At 63.2% G+C, this 17,310-nt stretch carries 15 protein-coding genes; 10 read left to right on the top strand and 5 right to left on the bottom strand.

All coding sequences use genetic code 11. The annotated features are described in order from the left end of the window. Window positions 1-31 precede the first annotated feature (31 nt). The 7 genes from OHL12_RS15855 to OHL12_RS15825 all read left to right on the top strand — a co-directional run bounded on the left by OHL12_RS15855 (window position 32) and on the right by OHL12_RS15825 (window position 6,142). Window positions 32-457, top strand: coding sequence for a hypothetical protein (locus OHL12_RS15855; protein ID WP_263414789.1), 426 nt, complete (start codon window positions 32-34; stop codon window positions 455-457). Beyond that, window positions 450-641: a helix-turn-helix transcriptional regulator gene (locus OHL12_RS15850; protein WP_263414788.1), complete on the top strand. Its 192-nt coding sequence runs from the start codon at window positions 450-452 to the stop codon at window positions 639-641. Before OHL12_RS15855 ends, OHL12_RS15850 begins: the two co-directional genes overlap by 8 nt. 90 nt (window positions 642-731) lie before the next feature. Beyond that, window positions 732-1,682, top strand: a complete 951-nt coding sequence (locus OHL12_RS15845; RefSeq protein ID WP_263414787.1) for an alpha/beta fold hydrolase — start codon at window positions 732-734, stop codon at window positions 1,680-1,682. Between the two features lie 104 nt (window positions 1,683-1,786). After that, window positions 1,787-3,256: a GH1 family beta-glucosidase gene (locus OHL12_RS15840; RefSeq protein ID WP_263414786.1), complete on the top strand. Its 1,470-nt coding sequence runs from the start codon at window positions 1,787-1,789 to the stop codon at window positions 3,254-3,256. Window positions 3,257-3,465: 209 nt separating this feature from the next. After that, a complete protein-coding gene (locus OHL12_RS15835; RefSeq protein ID WP_263414785.1) occupies window positions 3,466-4,356 on the top strand; it encodes a manganese catalase family protein in 891 nt (296 codons plus the stop codon). 125 nt (window positions 4,357-4,481) lie between these two features. Beyond that, window positions 4,482-5,543, top strand: coding sequence for a 1,9-bis(guanidino)-5-aza-nonane synthase (locus tag OHL12_RS15830; RefSeq protein ID WP_263414784.1), 1,062 nt, complete (start codon window positions 4,482-4,484; stop codon window positions 5,541-5,543). A 206-nt stretch (window positions 5,544-5,749) separates the two neighbouring features. Next, a complete protein-coding gene (locus OHL12_RS15825; protein WP_263414783.1) occupies window positions 5,750-6,142 on the top strand; it encodes a response regulator in 393 nt (130 codons plus the stop codon). A 49-nt stretch (window positions 6,143-6,191) separates the two neighbouring features. Here the strand turns inward: OHL12_RS15825 and OHL12_RS15820 are convergent, their stop codons facing one another. After that, a complete protein-coding gene (locus tag OHL12_RS15820) occupies window positions 6,192-7,817 on the bottom strand; it encodes an AsmA family protein (protein WP_263414782.1) in 1,626 nt (541 codons plus the stop codon). A 143-nt stretch (window positions 7,818-7,960) separates the two neighbouring features. On the opposite strand from OHL12_RS15820, the gene abc-f reads away from it, so the two are divergent. Then, window positions 7,961-9,970, top strand: a complete 2,010-nt coding sequence (abc-f, locus tag OHL12_RS15815; protein WP_263414781.1) for a ribosomal protection-like ABC-F family protein — start codon at window positions 7,961-7,963, stop codon at window positions 9,968-9,970. Window positions 9,971-9,980: 10 nt separating this feature from the next. On the opposite strand, the gene OHL12_RS15810 is transcribed toward abc-f, so the two are convergent. Together OHL12_RS15810 and OHL12_RS15805 are read right to left on the bottom strand one after the other, a co-directional pair. Next, window positions 9,981-10,958: a VWA domain-containing protein gene (locus OHL12_RS15810; protein ID WP_263414780.1), complete on the bottom strand. Its 978-nt coding sequence runs from the start codon at window positions 10,956-10,958 to the stop codon at window positions 9,981-9,983. Next, a complete protein-coding gene (locus OHL12_RS15805; RefSeq protein WP_263414779.1) occupies window positions 10,955-12,793 on the bottom strand; it encodes an amidase in 1,839 nt (612 codons plus the stop codon). The genes OHL12_RS15810 and OHL12_RS15805 overlap by 4 nt, the downstream gene beginning before the upstream one ends. 128 nt (window positions 12,794-12,921) lie before the next feature. Between OHL12_RS15805 and OHL12_RS15800 the strand changes: the two genes are divergently transcribed. Together OHL12_RS15800 and OHL12_RS15795 are read left to right on the top strand one after the other, a co-directional pair. Continuing rightward, window positions 12,922-14,112, top strand: a complete 1,191-nt coding sequence (locus OHL12_RS15800) for a D-alanine--D-alanine ligase family protein (protein ID WP_263414778.1) — start codon at window positions 12,922-12,924, stop codon at window positions 14,110-14,112. Between the two features lie 2 nt (window positions 14,113-14,114). Further along, window positions 14,115-14,447, top strand: a complete 333-nt coding sequence (locus OHL12_RS15795) for a cupin domain-containing protein (RefSeq protein ID WP_263414777.1) — start codon at window positions 14,115-14,117, stop codon at window positions 14,445-14,447. 11 nt (window positions 14,448-14,458) lie between these two features. On the opposite strand, the gene OHL12_RS15790 is transcribed toward OHL12_RS15795, so the two are convergent. Together OHL12_RS15790 and ligA are read right to left on the bottom strand one after the other, a co-directional pair. Beyond that, window positions 14,459-15,112, bottom strand: coding sequence for a class I SAM-dependent methyltransferase (locus OHL12_RS15790; RefSeq protein WP_263414776.1), 654 nt, complete (start codon window positions 15,110-15,112; stop codon window positions 14,459-14,461). A 10-nt stretch (window positions 15,113-15,122) separates the two neighbouring features. Then, the gene (ligA, locus tag OHL12_RS15785) at window positions 15,123-17,294 is read right to left on the bottom strand and encodes an NAD-dependent DNA ligase LigA (RefSeq protein WP_263414775.1); all 2,172 of its coding nucleotides are present in this window, start codon (window positions 17,292-17,294) and stop codon (window positions 15,123-15,125) included. Window positions 17,295-17,310: the final 16 nt, after the last annotated feature.

The raw sequence follows: 17,310 nt of genomic DNA, 5'->3' as shown, positions 1-17,310 counted from the left end.
TTTCGCACCGAGGACAGAAGGAGCACTCCTGATGTTGTGCTTTGGCGATCGTAAGAATGCGGCTCAGCAACGCTATTTGCGTGGTGGTCTGGGCGTGATGATTTCCTATTTTGGCTTCTTTTTCGGATCGGCTGGCATGGCGCACCGCTTTCATCCGCAGGGCTGGCACCTGTCGCTGGCGGCGCTGCTGCCGTCACTCTCGATCGTCGGGATGTTCTACATCACAGCCCGCTACCTGCGCGAAGAGAAGGACGAGTACCAGCGCGACATGGTGGTGCGCTGCCTGCTGTGGGGCATCGCTGCCGTGATGACGGTGGAGATGTTCACGAGCTTTCGCCGGACGTTTGGATGGACGGGCAGCCTGCCGCCGTTCACGGATTGGTTCGTTTTGTGCGGCAGCGTTCTGATTGCGAAGTTCTCGTACAAGTTCACCAACCGGATCGCAGACGATGAATAACCGCCTGCGCGATTTGCGAGCGGACCGGGGCTGGTCCCAGGCATACCTGGCAGAGCAGCTGGAGGTGTCGCGGCAGTCCGTGAACGCGCTGGAGACGGGCAAGTATGATCCGTCGCTGCCGCTGGCGTTCCGCATCAGCAAGCTGTTCGGCCTGCCCATCGAGAAGATCTTTCAACCGGATTAGACCCTCAACGACTTCGCTGCACCGACCGATGCGCATGTGCTCTGCAGGCGCTAACGCCCCTTCACGCTTTCACAGCCGATCTGGAAAGGTATGACTATGCTCCCCGTGTCCGCTCTTTATGCTCCTGTTGAGGATCGCCGCCGCTACTCGAAAGCGCGTTGCGTGCGTGAAGGTGTGCTGTGCCTCCTGGTGCTTTCGGCGGCACTGCTGCTGGCGTGCAAGGCACATGCGGCCGGGTTCGTGCCCACACGGTTCACGGTGGTGGACGCCGGCACGGCAGGAAAGCCGGAAGTGGTTCTGATTCCCGGTCTAAGCAGCAGCCGCGCGGTGTGGGACGGTGAGGCGAAACTGCTGGCGCCCAACTACCGCCTTCATCTCCTGCAGATCGACGGCTTTGCCGGGCAGGCAGCGGGTCCGAATGCAAGTGGGCCGATCCTGCAGCCGGTAGTGGCAGAGTTGCACGCGTACCTGGCCGGGAGCGGCATGCATCCCGTGGTGATCGGGCACTCGATGGGAGGCCTGATCGGACTTTTGCTGGCCGAGCAATACCCGGCAGACGTGAAGAAGCTGGTGATCGTAGATGCCCTGCCCGCTGCTGCCGCCATGTTGGGACCGGGCGCGACGCCGGCGACGGTGGGTCCGCAAATTGAGGCGTTGAAGCAGCAGATGACGAGCATGCCGGCGGACCAGTACGCAGCCATGCAGCCCATGATGGCAGCGCGGCTGGTGAAGAACGTGGACGCACAGAAGCTGGTGGCCGCCTCAGCCGCCAGCAGCGACCGAACCGTAGCGGTAAACGCCATGGCGGAAGACCTGATGACTGACGCGACGGCCGACCTGCCGAAGGTGACGGCACCTACGCTGCTGCTGTATCCGTACGAGGCTGGAGTGCAGAAGCCGGACCAGGTGGACACGCTGTACAAGAACGCTTACAGCACGTTGCCGCACTTGACGCTGAAGCGCGTGGACGATTCGCGGCACTTCATCCAGTATGACCAGCCGACAGCATTTGACGAAGCGGTGGAAAGCTTTCTGCGCTGACAGTGCCATCAGACAGCCTGCGACCCGTGTTGTGGGAAGCGCTGCTGAACCGGTACCATCAGCAGCGTTCCGCATTCAGCGCGTTCCCAGGGGCCAGAATTCTCATGAAGCAATCGTTGTCTCGCCGTTCTTTTGCAAAGCTTGCCGCCGGTGCAGCGGCTGTTCCGGCCGTTGCCGCCTCAGCGCTTTCGCCGGTTGACGCTGCCGCACAGGGCAGCCCCATGCGGGGCTCCGGCAGCCGTCCGTTCCCGCCTGACTTTGTCTGGGGTTCGGCCACGGCCAGCTACCAGGTGGAAGGCGCGGTGAACGAGGATGGCCGCGGCAAGACCATCTGGGACACGTTTAGCCATACGCCCGGCAAGGTGCACAACGGCGATACCGGCGACGTGGCCGATGACAGCTACCACCGCTATCCGGAAGACATTGCGCTGATGAAGGAGTACGGGCTGAAGGGCTGCCGCTTCTCGGTGGCATGGTCGCGCATCTTCCCCGAAGGCCGTGGCAAGCCGAACCAGAAGGGTGTGGATCACTACAAGAAGCTGGTCGACGCGCTGCTGGCGGCGGGCGTGCAGCCGTTTTGCACGCTGTATCACTGGGACCTGCCGCAGGCGCTGCAGGACAAGGGCGGATGGCAGAACAAGGACACCGCGCAGGCGCTGGCGGATTACGCCGGTTACATGGCGGGGCAGTTGTCCGATCGCGTTCCGCAGTTCATGACGACAAACGAGATCGACACGTTTGTGTACGTTGCGTATGACCAGGCCGTACACGCTCCGGGCATCAAGCTGAGCCGCGGCGAACTGGCGCAGGTGTGCCACCATGCCGTGCTGGGTCACGGCCTGTCGGTGCAGGCGATCCGTGCGCATGCGAAGCCGGGTACGCGCGTTGGCTTGGCGGAGGACTACCATGCCTGCACGCCGCTGGTGGATACGCCCGAGGGTATTGCAGCGGCGCGCATCGCGATGCGCGAAGAGAACGCCAGCATCATGAACGCCATCATGACGGGCAAGTACACCGACCTGTACCTGAAGACGCTGGGTGCAGACGCACCGAAGTTCACGGATGCGGAGATGAAGACGATCAATTCGCCGCTGGATTTCGTCGGCATGAACTGCTACACGGCCACGTACATCCGGCCGGCGCAGGACGAGCGTGGATATGCCGTGGTGCCGATGGCGAAGTCGCACCCGCATGCGGTGAGCACATGGCTGTTTGTGGCTCCGGAGGCACTGTACTGGGGACCGAAGCTGTCGAGCGAAGTGTGGGGCATCAAGACGATGTACATCACGGAGAACGGCTGCTCGGGTGCCGACACGGTGATGCCGGACGGCCAGATCTACGACACGGATCGCGTGGCCTACCTGCGCAACTACCTGCAGAACCTGCAGCGCGGCATCAGCGAAGGTGTTCCAGTGAAGGGCTACTTCCTGTGGAGCCTCCTGGACAACTTCGAGTGGGCCGAGGGCTACGGACAGCGTTTCGGCATCACCTATGTGGACTACCAGACGCAGAAGCGCACGCCGAAGCAGAGTGCGCTTTGGTACAAGGCGCTGATTGCGCGGAACGCTCTCTAGCTTCTTCAGGTCAGGCAAAGAACGAACGGCAACGCCAATGTGCGTTGCCGTTCGTCTGTTTTCGTGAACGAGTTGGAACAGTTCTGCCGTCTCCCGCATCGTTGCGCCATCTTCCGCTACCGGTTGAACCGGGGGGCACGCTTCGCTCCGGCTGCGACTCCTACTTGCCTGCGGGGGCCATGAGTCTCCTGCAGAAAGTAAGGAGACCCATGTATTACACCGATAAAAAACTGCAGTGGCCGGTTCGTGTTGAGAAGCCAAACCCGCTGTTTGCGCGCATGCTGCAACAGGCCATCGGCGGCGTGGAAGGCGAGATCCGCGTATGTATGCAGTACTTCTTCCAGGCATGGGGAGCGCGTGGTCCGGCCAAGTACCGTGACATGCTGCTGAACACGGCGACCGAAGAGATCGCGCACATTGAGTTCCTGTCTGTCGCTGTGGCGATGAACCTGGAGGGCGCTCCGGTGAGCCTGCAGGAAGAGATCAGCGCCGATCCCATTGCAGGCGCCGTGCTGAACGGCATGGACATGCGCCACATCCTGTCGACCGGACTTTCCGCGTACCCCGGCAATGCCAATGGCGTTCCATTCAACATGAGCCACATCTACGCCAGCGGCAACATTGCGGCGGACATGTACTGCAACGTAGCCGCGGAAGCCACCGGCCGTACGCTGGCGACGCGCCTCTACCACGCGACGGATGACCCGGGCATGAAGGAGATGCTGGCGTTCAACATTGCCCGCGACACCATGCACCAGGAGCAGTGGCTGGCCGTTCTGGAAGAGTTGGGGCCGTCGCACCTGCCAGTGCCGAACAGCTTCCCGCAGGCGCAGGAGAACCAGGACTTCAATTACTCGTTCCTGATCACGACCACGGACGGCAAGCCGGGCGACCAGGCGAACCAGCCCTGGACCAGCGGATCGGCGCCAGACGGCAAGGGCGAGTTCAATGTGAAAATTGCCGAGCCGCTGGGCTACGTTCCGGATCTGGGCTTTGGCCGGCCGGATACGTTCGGCCAGAAGGAGCAGTCGAACGGCACCGCAGCGGGCCTGGTGAACCACGTGAAGGACACGGCGCAGAAGATCAAGGACAAGCTGTAGACAGTAGATAGGACGCTGCCCGCGCGCACCGGCAGCAAGGGTGCGCGCGGGCTGCTTTGTGTCTCACGGAATCTTCACAGAACCCGCGCCAACACAGGCGGAAACGCGGTAAACTAGATATTGCGATGCCGACCAAACAGGAACTTCTTCAGCAGCCCATTCAACATATCGAGATCAAGGATCACAACGTCGTCCCGCTGGTGGAAGCCATGAGCCATATGGCGTATTCCTCGCGCGATCTGGCGCGCGCCGCCACGATCTACGACATGATGCTGCGCGACACCGATTGCGGCGTGATTCTTTGCCTGGCGGGATCGTTGATTTCTGCCGGCCTGAAGAACGTGATCGTCGACCTGATCCGTAACCACATGGTGGACGCGATCGTTTCCACGGGCGCGAACATCGTCGACCAGGACTTCTTTGAGGCCCTGGGTTTCAAGCACTACGTTGCGGGCGAAGAGTACAAGTACGGCGCCGGCGACGCCGACCTGCGCGAGATGATGATCGACCGCATCTATGACACGTTCATCGATGAGGAAGAGCTGCGCATCTGCGACGAGACGACGCAGAAGATCATCGACGGCATGGAGCCGGGCGCGTACAGCTCTCGCGAGTACATTCGCGAGATGGGCAAGTACCTGAAGGAGAATGGCCGCACGCCAGAGGCTGGCAACGGCGACTCCATCGTGCTCGCTGCGTATGAGCTGGATGTGCCGATCTTTGTGCCGGCGTTCTCGGATTGCTCGTTCGGCTTCGGCATCGTGGCCCACCAGCACGCGCGCCAGGGCAAGAAGATGTGCTCCATCGATTCTGGTAAGGACTTCTACGAGCTGACGCAGTTGAAGATCCAGAACCCTACTACGGGCCTCCTGATGATCGGCGGCGGCGTTCCGAAGAACTTCGCGCAGGACATTGTGGTCGCGGCAGACATTCTGGGTGTGGAAGCTTCCATGCACAAGTACGCGATTCAGATCACGGTTGCCGACGCGCGCGATGGTGCGCTCTCCGGATCGACGCTGAAGGAAGCGTCAAGCTGGGGCAAGGTGGACCTGAACTACGAGCAGATGGTGTACTCCGAGGCGACCATCGCGTTTCCGCTGATCGCCGGGTACGCGTACCACAAGGGTTCGGCGGCTGCGCGCCACGGCAAGCGCCTGGCCCAAGTGCTGGAGCCGGTCCTGGCCTAACGCCACTTTGTACCAAAAGCGGAAACGCGCCCTTGTCCGGGCGCGTTTTTCCGCCTCTGGCAGACATAATCCACCATTTCTTAGTTGGAAATCGACCTAGTTCGTCTCACAATAAGGCCAGTGCGACAAAGGCAGTATTCCATTCCCCAATTGGGGGATCGGAACCCGGATTGCACGGCTTTTATCCTTTTTCCCAGAGCTAATTCATGCCCCGACACATCCTGATCATTGATGATGAAGACGATATTCGCGAAGTAGCCGCACTCACCCTGGAAGCAACGGCCGGGTGGCGCGTAAGCACCGCAGATTCAGGCTCAGCCGGCATCGCCAAAGCCCTGAGTGAGCAGCCCGAAGCCATCCTGATGGATGTGATGATGCCCGGCAAAGACGGCCCGACCACGGTGCGCGAGATGCAGGACATGCCAGACATTTCGCACATTCCGGTGCTTTTGCTGACGGCGAAAGTGCAGGGCGTGGATCAGCGCCGATTTGCGAACCTGGGCGTTGCAGCCGTGCTGTTCAAGCCGTTCAATCCGATGACGCTGGCAGCGCAGATCGCAGAGGCGCTGCATTGGCAGACCGAGGCCGCAATCGCCTAGCTGCGATCGCGTCTGCCTAATTGCAGGTTCGTGCAGGTAATTTGCCGATCTATTGCGTTCCGGGAGCTTTCATCCAAAGCCCGGCGACGCGCGCGTCCACGTGCGCGTTGTGTCCGGCGCCGTGAATGTGCACAGGGAGTGTCGCTCCCTGGCCGTTCGTGCGGCTGTGCCCGAGCAGGTGATTGAACGGTTTCAGCAGTACTCGCTTTATACCCGTGGTCATGTGGGATAGCTGAGCTTCGGTGGACACGACGCCGTCGAAGTCGAACTGCGTTCCGTCGAGCGAATAGCTGCCGTGCAGATCGGAGTGCGATCCGGGCGCGATGACGTGCACGGCGGAGAAGCGCATGGCCGCGTGTTGCAGGGTGAACCTGCCCTGAACGTTCGCTGAGACATGGGCTGCCCTGTTTGCAGTCGCGTCCTTCGGGTCGCCCTGGGCGCGCTCTGCCAGTCCATCAAACGTCCGCTGCAGTTCCGGTGTGTTCAAGACTGCGCCGCTGATCGCAAACGGAGTTTGCGTGGACGACAGTTTGCGGGAGACGCTGTCTGGCCCTGCGCTCATCCCGAACCTACCGTGGACGACGAGCGCGCCACGCAGCAACGGCGGAGCGGTACGGGTTCCGAGCGCCAGGGCGTCCTCCACGCGAGCCGCGGGCGCGTCCAGTTGGAAGTCCCAGCGGAAGCTCTGAGCCGCGCTGTCCTTCACGGCGTCGCCGCTGCAGAGAAAAGCGGTCTTGCCGAAGGATCCCTCCAGCCGCTGAACGGTGACGGTGCTCTGTGCCGGCTGCAGCGTGACGTTGAACCGGGTACGAAGGTCAACGGGATGGCTGCTCACATCCAGCGCAAAGGCGGGATCATCCGTGGTGCCTTCGGCGTGCAGGCTGCCCACGGAGCCGCTGTACTGGCCGTCCAGACTCAACCGGCCGTGCAAGCCGCGAACACTGCTCAGGTCCTTGTCACGGAAGTGGAACTGGCCTTCGATGGGCGTTTGCCTCGGATCGTCAAAGTTCCACGGGCCGATGACCCCGTCTGTTTCCGTGATGCCGAGCGGTGTGCCGTTGTCGACGACGGCGTGGAAGCGGATTGGTTTGGATCGGCTGACACCGCGAAGAGCAAGGTGGGGCAGGTCAAACAAAAACGGGGCCCGATCGGGTGCGGATGAAGCGAAGCGGATGTGGGCATCGTCGACTTCGGCGTATTCCAGGTCGACGGTGGGGCCGCTTTCGACGGTATGTTGCGCCGCAACGGCGGAGACGGCTGGCAGATCCATCTGCACCCCACGAATACGCAGGTGATGAATGCGAGGCGACTGGCTGAGCGCGGCGAGCAGGCCCATGTGGAAATGGAACTCCTGGACACGGAGCATGGGGTGGGCTGGATCTCCTGGGACGCCGTTGAGCACGCTTTGCACGCGCAGGCCGCGGCCGTCCACCTGGATGGCACCGTTGTAATGCACCTGGAGATCGTCGATCGACACAGGGGAGTGGAATCGTTCGTGAAAGACCTGCAGGAGGCGAGAGCGCACCATAGGCTGCAGGTGGCGGGCAACGCCAAGGGCCGTCAACAAGGAAAGACACAGCAAGACCACGACGCCAGCGGCGACCCACAGCAGCAGGCGTCGTGGGTGACGCGAGCGCGGCGGCAACGGCAGGGAGGGCTCAGTTACGGAGCTCAAACGGGCACGTCTCCTGAACTTCCGGCCTGACCGGCTGCTGCTGAAAAAAGGAATGTGTTGGTGGTGAGAGGTTCGGGCAGGTGCGCCTTCCTGTACAGACGGGAACCGCTGAGGTAAGTTGCGCGCTCTGCGAAAATAGAAGAATGCTGCAACTTGCCGGTGGGGCCAAGCGCTTCGGCCACAAACTCCTTTTTGAAGACGCGAACTGGCTGATTACGCCGGATGAGCGCACCGGCCTGGTGGGCGGCAACGGCACCGGGAAATCGACGCTGCTGAAGGTGCTGGCCGGCGTTGAACAGTTGGACGGCGGGCAGTTGAACCGCAGCAAGGGCCTGACCATCGGATATCTACCGCAGGATGGCCTGACCATGCGCGGCAAGACGGTGTTTGAGGAGTGCCTCTCTGTCTTTGCGGAAGCACATGCGATGCAGGCGGAGATGGAGACGCTGGGCGATCGGTTCGGTACCGTTGATCCGCAGTCGCCGGAGTACGACGACATTGCCGAGCGCTACTCCGAGCTGAGCGATCAGTTGATGGCGCAGGACCTGTACACGCTGGATGCGCAAGTTGGCGCGGTGCTGGGCGGTCTGGGCTTCGCGCGTGAGGACTGGACGCGGCAGACGGAGGAGTTCAGCGGTGGCTGGCAGATGCGTATTGCGCTGGCGAAGCTGCTGCTGCAGAAACCTTCGCTGCTGCTGCTGGACGAGCCGACGAACCACCTGGATCTGGAGTCGCGCAACTGGCTGGAGGACTACCTGCGCACGTACCCGCGCGCGTTCATCCTGATCTCGCACGATCGATACTTTCTGGATGTGACCGTGACGAAGATCACGGAGGTGTGGAACAAGCGCGTGTGGTTCTACACGGGTGGGTACGAGAAGTACGTGACGCAGAAGACGGCGCGGCGCGAACAGCTTGCCAGCGATTACAAGAGCCAGCGCGACCGCATCGAGCAGCTTGAGGCGTTCATCAATCGCTTCCGGTACCAGGCGACCAAGGCCAAGCAGGTGCAGAGCCGCATCAAGGAGCTGGAGAAGATCGAGCGCATCGAGGTGCCGGAGGATGAAGAGACGATCCACTTCAGCTTTCCGCAGCCGCCCGCGTCGGGCCGCCTGGTTTGCGAGGTGAGCAACCTGGGCAAGCGCTATGAGCCGAAGCAGATTCTGAGCAATGTGAACTTCACCATCGATCGCGGCGACCGCATCGCGCTGGTGGGACCGAACGGCGCGGGTAAGTCGACGCTGATCCGCATGCTGAGCCAGATGGAAGAGCCGACTACCGGCACGGTGCGCTACGGCCACAATGTGCTGGCCGACTACTTCGCGCAGGACCAATACAAGGTGCTGAACCCGGATGCGCAGATGTTGGACGACATCAGTTCGGCGGCGCCCAAGGTGCCCACCGTGGAACTGCGCAACCTGCTGGGCGCGTTCCTGTTCAACGGCGACGACGTGTTCAAGAAGCTGGGCGTGTTGAGCGGCGGCGAACGCAATCGCTACGCGTTGGCGCGCATGCTGGTGTCGCCGGCGAACTTCATCCTGCTGGACGAACCGACGAACCACCTGGACCTGCGCGCGAAGGACGTTCTGCTGGAGGCGATTCGCGCCTTCACGGGTACGGTGCTGTTCGTGTCGCACGACCGCTACTTCATCGACGGCCTGGCGACGCGTGTATTCGAATGCGAGCACGGAGGCGTGCAGGTGTTCCCGGGTAACTATGAGGACTACCTGTGGCGTAAGGGCGGCGGACCGGACAAGGTGATCGCTGCGGCCAAGGAGATGCAGCGCACTTCCCTGCCGTCCATCGAGCTGCCGCCGATCGCGGTGGCGAATGGGGATGGATCGACTGGCGGCAACGGTGCGGGCCTTGCCACTGGCAGCAACGGCGCGAAGCCATCCGCAGCGCCGGTGAAGAAGCTGAACCCGATCAAGCTGAAGGCCATGCAGGATCGCGTGCGGTTTGCGGAGGAAGAGATGCCGCGGATGGAAGAGCACATGCTGGCGTTGGAGACAGCGCTGGGCAACTACGTGTCGGCCGATCAGTCGCAGCGCCAGCAGAGCGAGCTTGCCCAACTGCGCAAGCAGCACGAAGCGCTAATGCACGAGTGGGAAGACCTCTCCACGCAGTTGGAAGAGCAAGGCGCGGCCGTATAACGGAGAGCCGTTAGGGCTGTACGTAGAAGCCGCTTCGGGCTTGCACGACAAGGTTCTTGTCGCGCGTGCGCACTTCCAGCTTGTGGAAGCTGTTCGGCTTCAGGTCTGGTGGCGGCGTGTAGCCAAGTTCGTATTCGGTGCGCAGGTCGTCTGCGATTTGCTCGTAGATCTTTTGCAGCGGCATGGCATGCGACACGGTGTAGACGTGTCCGCCGGTGGTCTGTGCCAGCTTCGTAAGCAGCGGCAGCCCCGGGTCACCCATTCCGTTCACGCGGAAGCCGCCTCGCAACATGTCCGGCCCTGTCCAAGCGCTGTAGTCCACTGCGTAGACGGAGACGTTATTGCGCTGTGCCTGCTCGATCGCCTGCTCCAAGCTAGTTCTGCTGGCGTTCTCGCCGCCGTCGGTCAGCAGAACGACGGCCTTGCGGCCGGGCTCCTGGCCCAAGATGCTCCTGGCGGTGGCAAAGACCGCATCGTTCAAGCGTGTCGCGGCACTGTTCGTGGTGTCAGACCCCAGTTGGGTCAGAGCCAGGTGGAGCCGGTTGGTGGCGTTGGTCAGGCCCATGAGGATGCGGATACGCGCGTCCACCTGGAGGAGCGTTGCGCGGTCCTGCGGACGGGTCAGCATGCTTTGGAAGAAGACGTCGCTGGCGCGCCACTCATCGCCGATGAAGGTGCGCTGGCTGCCACTCACATCGACGATGAGCGCCAGCGTCAGCGGCAGGTCGGCGGCCTTGGAGAAATGCTGGATGACCTGTTCCTTGCCATCCACTTTGAGCGTGAAATCGTCGCGGGGCAGCGATTCCTGCGGGACGCCTGCCCGGTCGTGCACGACGGTTGCGATCTGGACGGTGCGCGTGGTGACGCGAAGCGTGACCGCATCGTCGGTCTGCGGATTCGCCGTGGAGGTTGGGGCCTGCTGCGCAACGGAGCAGCCCGCTCTGACACAGAGCAGGCTGAGGATTAACGCACGCGCAAGCCGTGTCATGCAAAGCCTGCCGGATGTGCATCGCGCACCTTGGCAGCGGCCTCGAGCGTCTGCCCGACGCGCGCCATCGGGCCCTCTTCGAACAGGCGGCCGATCAGCGTAACGCCGTAGGGCACGCGCCGAGGCGGGCTCAGCTTGACGACCGGCACTGACTCCGGCAACCAGTCCGATCGGGTTTCGCTGATCTCGACGAAGCCGACCGGAACGGTGAGCGAGGGGTGGCCGGTGAAGTTGGAGATGACCATCATCTCGTCGCGCAGGCTGGGCACCAGCAGCAGGTCGACCTCGTGCATCAATCGGCGCATCTCAATCGCGACCTTGCGACGCAGACGGTCTGCCTGCACCAGATCGACCGCGGAGAGGAAACGCGACTGGCGGAAGGTGTTGGGCCACGCCTCCGGCGTTTGCATGCGCAACTGGTCGACGCGGTGATCCAGCGTGATCTCTTCAAAGGCTGCGGCGGATTCAGCGAACAGAATGACGTTCAGCGAATCGTAGGGCCAGTCCGGCAACGAGACCTCCACGGCTCGCACGCCGGCCTGCTTGAGCAAGGCGAGTGCCTTGCGATCCACGTCGGTCGCGGGCGCTTCGTTCATCCACTTGGGAAAGTAGCCAACGCGCAGCTTTTTGACGCTGTCTGCTCCGTCGTAATTCAGCGGGGCGGACACGCTCGCCACGTCGCCTGCGTCGTAGGCGCTGAGCGCAGCCAGCACCAGCACCGTGTCCTCCACGCTGCGCGCCATGGGCCCAAGCTTGTCGCAGGTCCAGCTCAGTGTCATGGCGCCGGTGCGCGGGACGCGGCCAAAGGTGGGGCGCAAACCGGTCACGCCGCAGCGCATGCTGGGGCTGATGATGGAGCCCTGGGTCTCTGACCCGATGGCGAAGGCGACCAGACCCGCGGCGACTGCGGATGCCGGACCTGCGCTCGATCCGGAGGCGCCTTCCTCGAGCACCCACGGGTTCTTCGTCTGGCCGCCGAACCAGACGTCGTTTAGCGCAAGGGCGCCCAGCGAGAGCTTCGCCACGAGCACCGCGCCTGCTTCGTTCAGCAGGCGGATCGCTGCCGCATCAGTCTTCGGAACGCGGTCGCGAAACGGATCAGCGCCCCACGTCGTGGCGATGCCAGCGGTGTCCAGCAGGTCTTTCGCGCCGTATGGGATGCCGTGCAGCGGGCCGCGGTAGTTGCCGGCCGCGATCTCCGCGTCGGCGGCGCGCGCCTGCTGAAGGGCATGCTCCTCGCAGAGCGTGATGACGCATTTCAACTGCGGATCGTGCTGCTTCAACCGTGCCAGGTAGACGCGCGTCAGACGTTCGCTGGTCAGCTTGCGTTCGCGAATCCAGCGGCTCAGGTCAAGCACGCGGCTGAAGGCGAGCTCGGCATCGCTGGCAGGTGGCGCAGGCACATCGCCCTGCGACACGAACTTGAGCGAGGCGTCCGTCGCCACGGATGCAGAGGCTTGCGACGCGGAGCGCGCGCCGCCTTCGATCCGCATCGAGGCTGGGCTCCAGATGGTTGCCGGCACGTCTGTTTCGCCCAGCGGGACCTTGCGGGGACCGATCCGGCGTTCGATCACGCCGGCCATGCTGGTGCGCCAGTTGCCCGCGGCTTCGGCGCGCTCGGCTGGCGACATCTGCACCTGCATCAGCTTTTCCGCGCCGGCAAAGTCCTGCGGCGTCACCTCTGGCCCGGTTGGCGGCGCGGCGCCAAGCACTGGCGTTGCGCCAGGGGTTTGCGTTTGCGGTGCGGGAACGCCCTGCGGCGTTTGGCCCAGAGCTGCTGCGCTGAGCGAGGCAAGCGTGCTGCTGACCAGGAACTGGCGGCGGGAAGAACTCATGGCGGTGCTATGGGTATACCACCGACCCGCTTGCGCTGACTGCCGGCTTCGCGCGTTCGTTCCGATGCGGAGCAGGACTCATCCGTGATTCTGTGTGCGCACGCACAAAGCCGCTACCCTGAATCGGTATGGCAAAAAAGCTGCGTGTGGGTGTGGTGTTTGGCGGGCGTTCGGGCGAGCATGAAGTTTCGCTGCGTTCCGCTGCCTCGATTCTGGAGGCGATCGATCGCAAGAAGTACGATGTGGTGCCGATCGGCATCGCCAAGAACGGCCAGTGGCTGAGCGGCGGCAAGGCACAGGCGCTGCTGGCGGGCGAGTCCAGCCAGGGTTCGCTGCCCGCAAAGGCCGGCCGTAAGCAGGCGCACGCGAAAGCAGGCGCTGCCGTTGCGAACGCGCTGGAGACCGAGGCCGCCGACGAACTCTCGTCGCTCGACACGGGCAAGCTCGACGTTGTCTTTCCCGTTCTGCACGGCACCTTTGGCGAAGACGGCACGGTGCAGGGCATGCTGGAGATGGCGGACATCGCGTATGTCGGCTCGGGCGTGCTGGGGTCCGCAGTCGGCATGGATAAGGATGCGATGAAGGTGATGTTTGCCGCCGCCGGTCTGCCCATTGTGAAGCACGTGACGCTGTTGCGCAGCGAATGGAAGGGCAGCCCGCGTAAGTGCGTGGCGCGTGTCGAGGAGCGGCTGCAGTATCCGGTGTTCGTGAAGCCGGCCAATCTTGGATCGTCGGTCGGCATCAGCAAGGTGAAGACGCGCGCGGAACTCGCGCCCGCGATTAATGAAGCCGCGAAGTTCGATCGCAAGATCGTGATTGAAGAGGGAGTCGGCGGCACGGGCCGGACTCGCGCCACCGGTAAAGCGCGCGAGCTGGAGATCGCGGTGCTGGGCAATGACGATCCGATTGCCAGCGTGGTGGGCGAGATCGTGCCCGACCGCGAGTTCTACGATTACGAATCGAAGTACGACAGCAACAGCACCAGCGAGCCGGTGATTCCGGCGAAGCTGAGCCGTGCGGAAAGCAAGCAGATGCGCGAGATGGCCGTACGTGCCTTTCGCGCGTGCGACCTGAGCGGCCTGGCGCGAGTGGATTTCCTGATGGAAGCAGCCCCATCGGGCACCCCCGGCAAGGCGGCTAAGCCGGCGAAGATCTACCTGAACGAGGTGAACACGATGCCCGGCTTCACTTCCATCAGCATGTATCCCAAGCTGTGGCAGGCGAGCGGCATACCGTACGCCGAGTTGATTGATCGGCTCATCCAGCTCGCGCTGGAGCGCCACGCCGAGCGCAAACAAACCAGTTTCAGCAAGGAGTAACAATGCCGGAGAACGCGGTGACGCACAGCAACGACAGCACCATGAGCACGCCCGAGCCGGGGTTGCGACGGCAGGTGATGAGCACCAGCGACACGCTGATGCTGGTGCGCCACCGCATGGAGGCCGGCTGGGTCGGCCAGCGGCACTCGCATCCGCACGAGCAGATGGTGTATGTGGTGAGCGGTGCAATTCGTTTGGCGATGCAGGGCGAAAGCTATGACCTGCGCGCGGGAGATTCGTTGCTGGTTCCCGGCGGCGTGGAGCACGAAGCCAGCGCGAGTGAGGCGAGCGAAGTACTCGATGTGTTCACGCCTGCGCGTGAGGATTACCGCTAATCCCTGTTCCGCTAGGTATGCGGTGCGAACGCTTCGAAGATTTCATGACGACGCGTGGCGCACACCTGTTGCATGCCGCGCACCTGCGCCACCTGGTCACCACAGCGAGGCCAAAGCAGCACCACGACCACGTGCCGCGGATGCTGCTGCAATGAGGCGTCCAGCCGATCCAGCACCACCTGCATGGTCGCCCTGCCAAACGGGTTGAACATGTAGATCACCAGCGGGTCCTGCGGGAACTCGAAGCGCATCGCGTTCTGGTGCAGCGGTGTAACGTGGCTGCCCGTTTTGCCGCGGAAGCGGTAGGACTGCGCATTGCGGCTTGACTGCTCGTGCAGCCTGGCCGAGAACTCCACGCCGATGACTCGCTGAAACGGCATCTCTGCCGCGACAAAGATCGCGCGCCCCTTGCCCGATCCAAAGTCGATGAAGGTGTATTCCGAAAGATCTCGGACCGGTACTGCACGCAAGGCTTCGCGGATGTTCGCCGGACGCGCGGGCACATACAGTTCGCTGTCCGCCTTTTCTGCATCGGCGATGCCGGCCAGGCGCAGCGGCACATCTCCCGATGTGTGCACGTGACGCGTGCGATCGAACCACTGATCCTCGACCAGTTCGCGCGCGTGGCGCTTGGCGTGAAACCACAGATCCTGCGCTGATCTCATGCACCCATCCTCACGCGAGCAACTCTAGCAGCGCCGCTTCGTCCAGCACGGGCACGTTCAGATCGCGCGCCTTGTCCAGCTTGCTGCCCGCATCTTCACCCGCGACCACGTAGCTGGTCCTTTTCGAGACGCCGCCGGAGACTTTGCCGCCCGCAGCCTCAATCTTCTCCTTGGCTTCTTCGCGCGTGAGCGTGGGCAAGGTTCCAGTCAGGACGAACGTCTTGCCTGCCAGCGCGGTTCCGACCACTTTCTTTTCCGCGGTGAACTGCAGGCCCGCTGCGCGCAGCGCCTCCACCAGTGCGCGATTGCTGCTGATGGTGAACCATTCCACGATCGTCTTCGCCACCACCGGGCCGATGCCTTCGGCCTGCACCAGCTCGTCTTCGCTGGCGGCCATGATCGCGTCCAGACTGCCGAAGGTGTTCGCCAGGTCCTGCGCGGTGCGCTCGCCCACATGACGGATGCCCAGCCCGAGGATCACGCGGTAGAGCGGCGCCTGTTTGGATCGCTCAATCTGTTGCAGCAGCGATTGCGCGGTCTTTGCACCTACGCGCTCCAAGGCGACAAGGTCGGCCTCGGTCAGCTTGTACAGGTCGGCCACCGTGCGCACCAGTGCTTTGCGCGTGGGCTCGTCTGCCGTGGTCTCTTCGTCCGTCGCTGCCATCTCCGCGGCGATGGGATCGAGCGGCGCGCCGGGTTGTTCCGCCGCCTCCACCTCGCTCAGCGAAGTCGGTTCATTCAGGGCGTGGCCCATCAGCTGCGCGACCATGGATTCGCCCAGACCTTCGATGTTCATGACCCCGCGCGAGGCGTAGTGCAGCAGTTCTTCACTCAGGCGGGCGGGGCAGCTCGCATTGACGCAGCGGAAGTCGATCTCGCCTTCCGGCTTGACGATGGGCTGTTTGCAGCGAGGGCAGCGCGCGGGAAAGACGATCTCGCGCGTGCCTCGCGGATGGTCCTTGTCCTCGACCACTTCGGTGATCTTTGGGATCACGTCGCCGCCGCGTTCCACCGCGACGTAGTCCCCGATGCGAACGCCGAGCCGGGCAATCTCGTCGGGGTTGTGCAGCGTGGCGCGGGCGACGGTGATGCCGCCGATGGGCACCGGCTCCAAGGCCGCCACAGGCGTCAGCTTGCCGCTGCGGCCGATCTGGAAGAGAACATCGTTGAGACGCGTGACGGCGCCGCGTGCGGGAAACTTGTATGCGACGGCCCAGCGCGGCGCCTTGCCGGTGAAGCCGAGACGGCGCTGTTGCTGTACACTGTCCACCTTGATGACGATGCCGTCGATCTCGTAGCCCAGCGTGTCGCGCCTCTGCTCTGCCGCGGCGATGAACTCCAACACCGCATCCACGCTGTCGACCGTGGCGCTGTTGGCGTTGGTTCGAAAGCCAGCGGCCTTGAGCGCCGCAAGCGCCTCCGATTGATACGGCAGCAGGAACTCGCCGTCTCCGTCCAGCAGGAAGTATGCGTAGAGATCGAGCCTGCGTTGCGCCACGATGCTGGGTTCGACAGTGCGCAGGGTGCCTGCAGCGGCGTTGCGCGGGTTGGCCGCCGGTGACTGCCCCGCAGCCTCGCGCTCCTGATTCAACTTCATGAAGGCCGCCTGCGGCATGACGACCTCGCCGCGGACTTCAAACGTCTGCGGCAGCCCTGCTGCTTTCAGCTTCGCCGCAGAGATGGTCAACGGCACGGACTTCATCGTCCGCACGTTGCTGGTCACGTCCTCGCCCGTGGTGCCATCGCCGCGTGTCAGACCGCGCAACAGCTTCGCTCCACCATGTTCGGCCGGGCCGTAGTGCAGCGCCAGCGACAAACCATCCAACTTGAATTCGCAGACAAAGCGAAGCGTATCGTTCGCGTGCAGCGAGTCCTGCACACGCTGTGCCCAGGCGCGAAACTCCTCTTCGTTGTAGGCATTGTCCAGGCTCAGCATGGGCCGCGAATGCGCGACCTTGGCGAAGCCCTCCTTCACCTTGCCGCCTACGCGCTGGGTGGGACTCTCTGGCGTGATCAGCTCCGGGTGCTCGGCTTCCAGCGCCTTCAGCCGGTTCATCAGCTTGTCGTACTGTGCGTCGGTCAGCACGGGCGCGTCTTCCACGTAGTACAGGTACTCGTGGTGTTCGATCTCGCTGCGTAGGGCCTCGATCTGCTGCCGGGGTGTCTCCGAATGCTTCGTCATCGCTAGCAGTGTAGGA

The organism is Terriglobus aquaticus (assembly GCF_025685415.1).
GTDB classification, from domain to species: domain Bacteria; phylum Acidobacteriota; class Terriglobia; order Terriglobales; family Acidobacteriaceae; genus Terriglobus; species Terriglobus aquaticus.
This window is presented reverse-complemented; position numbering and strand designations above follow the sequence as displayed.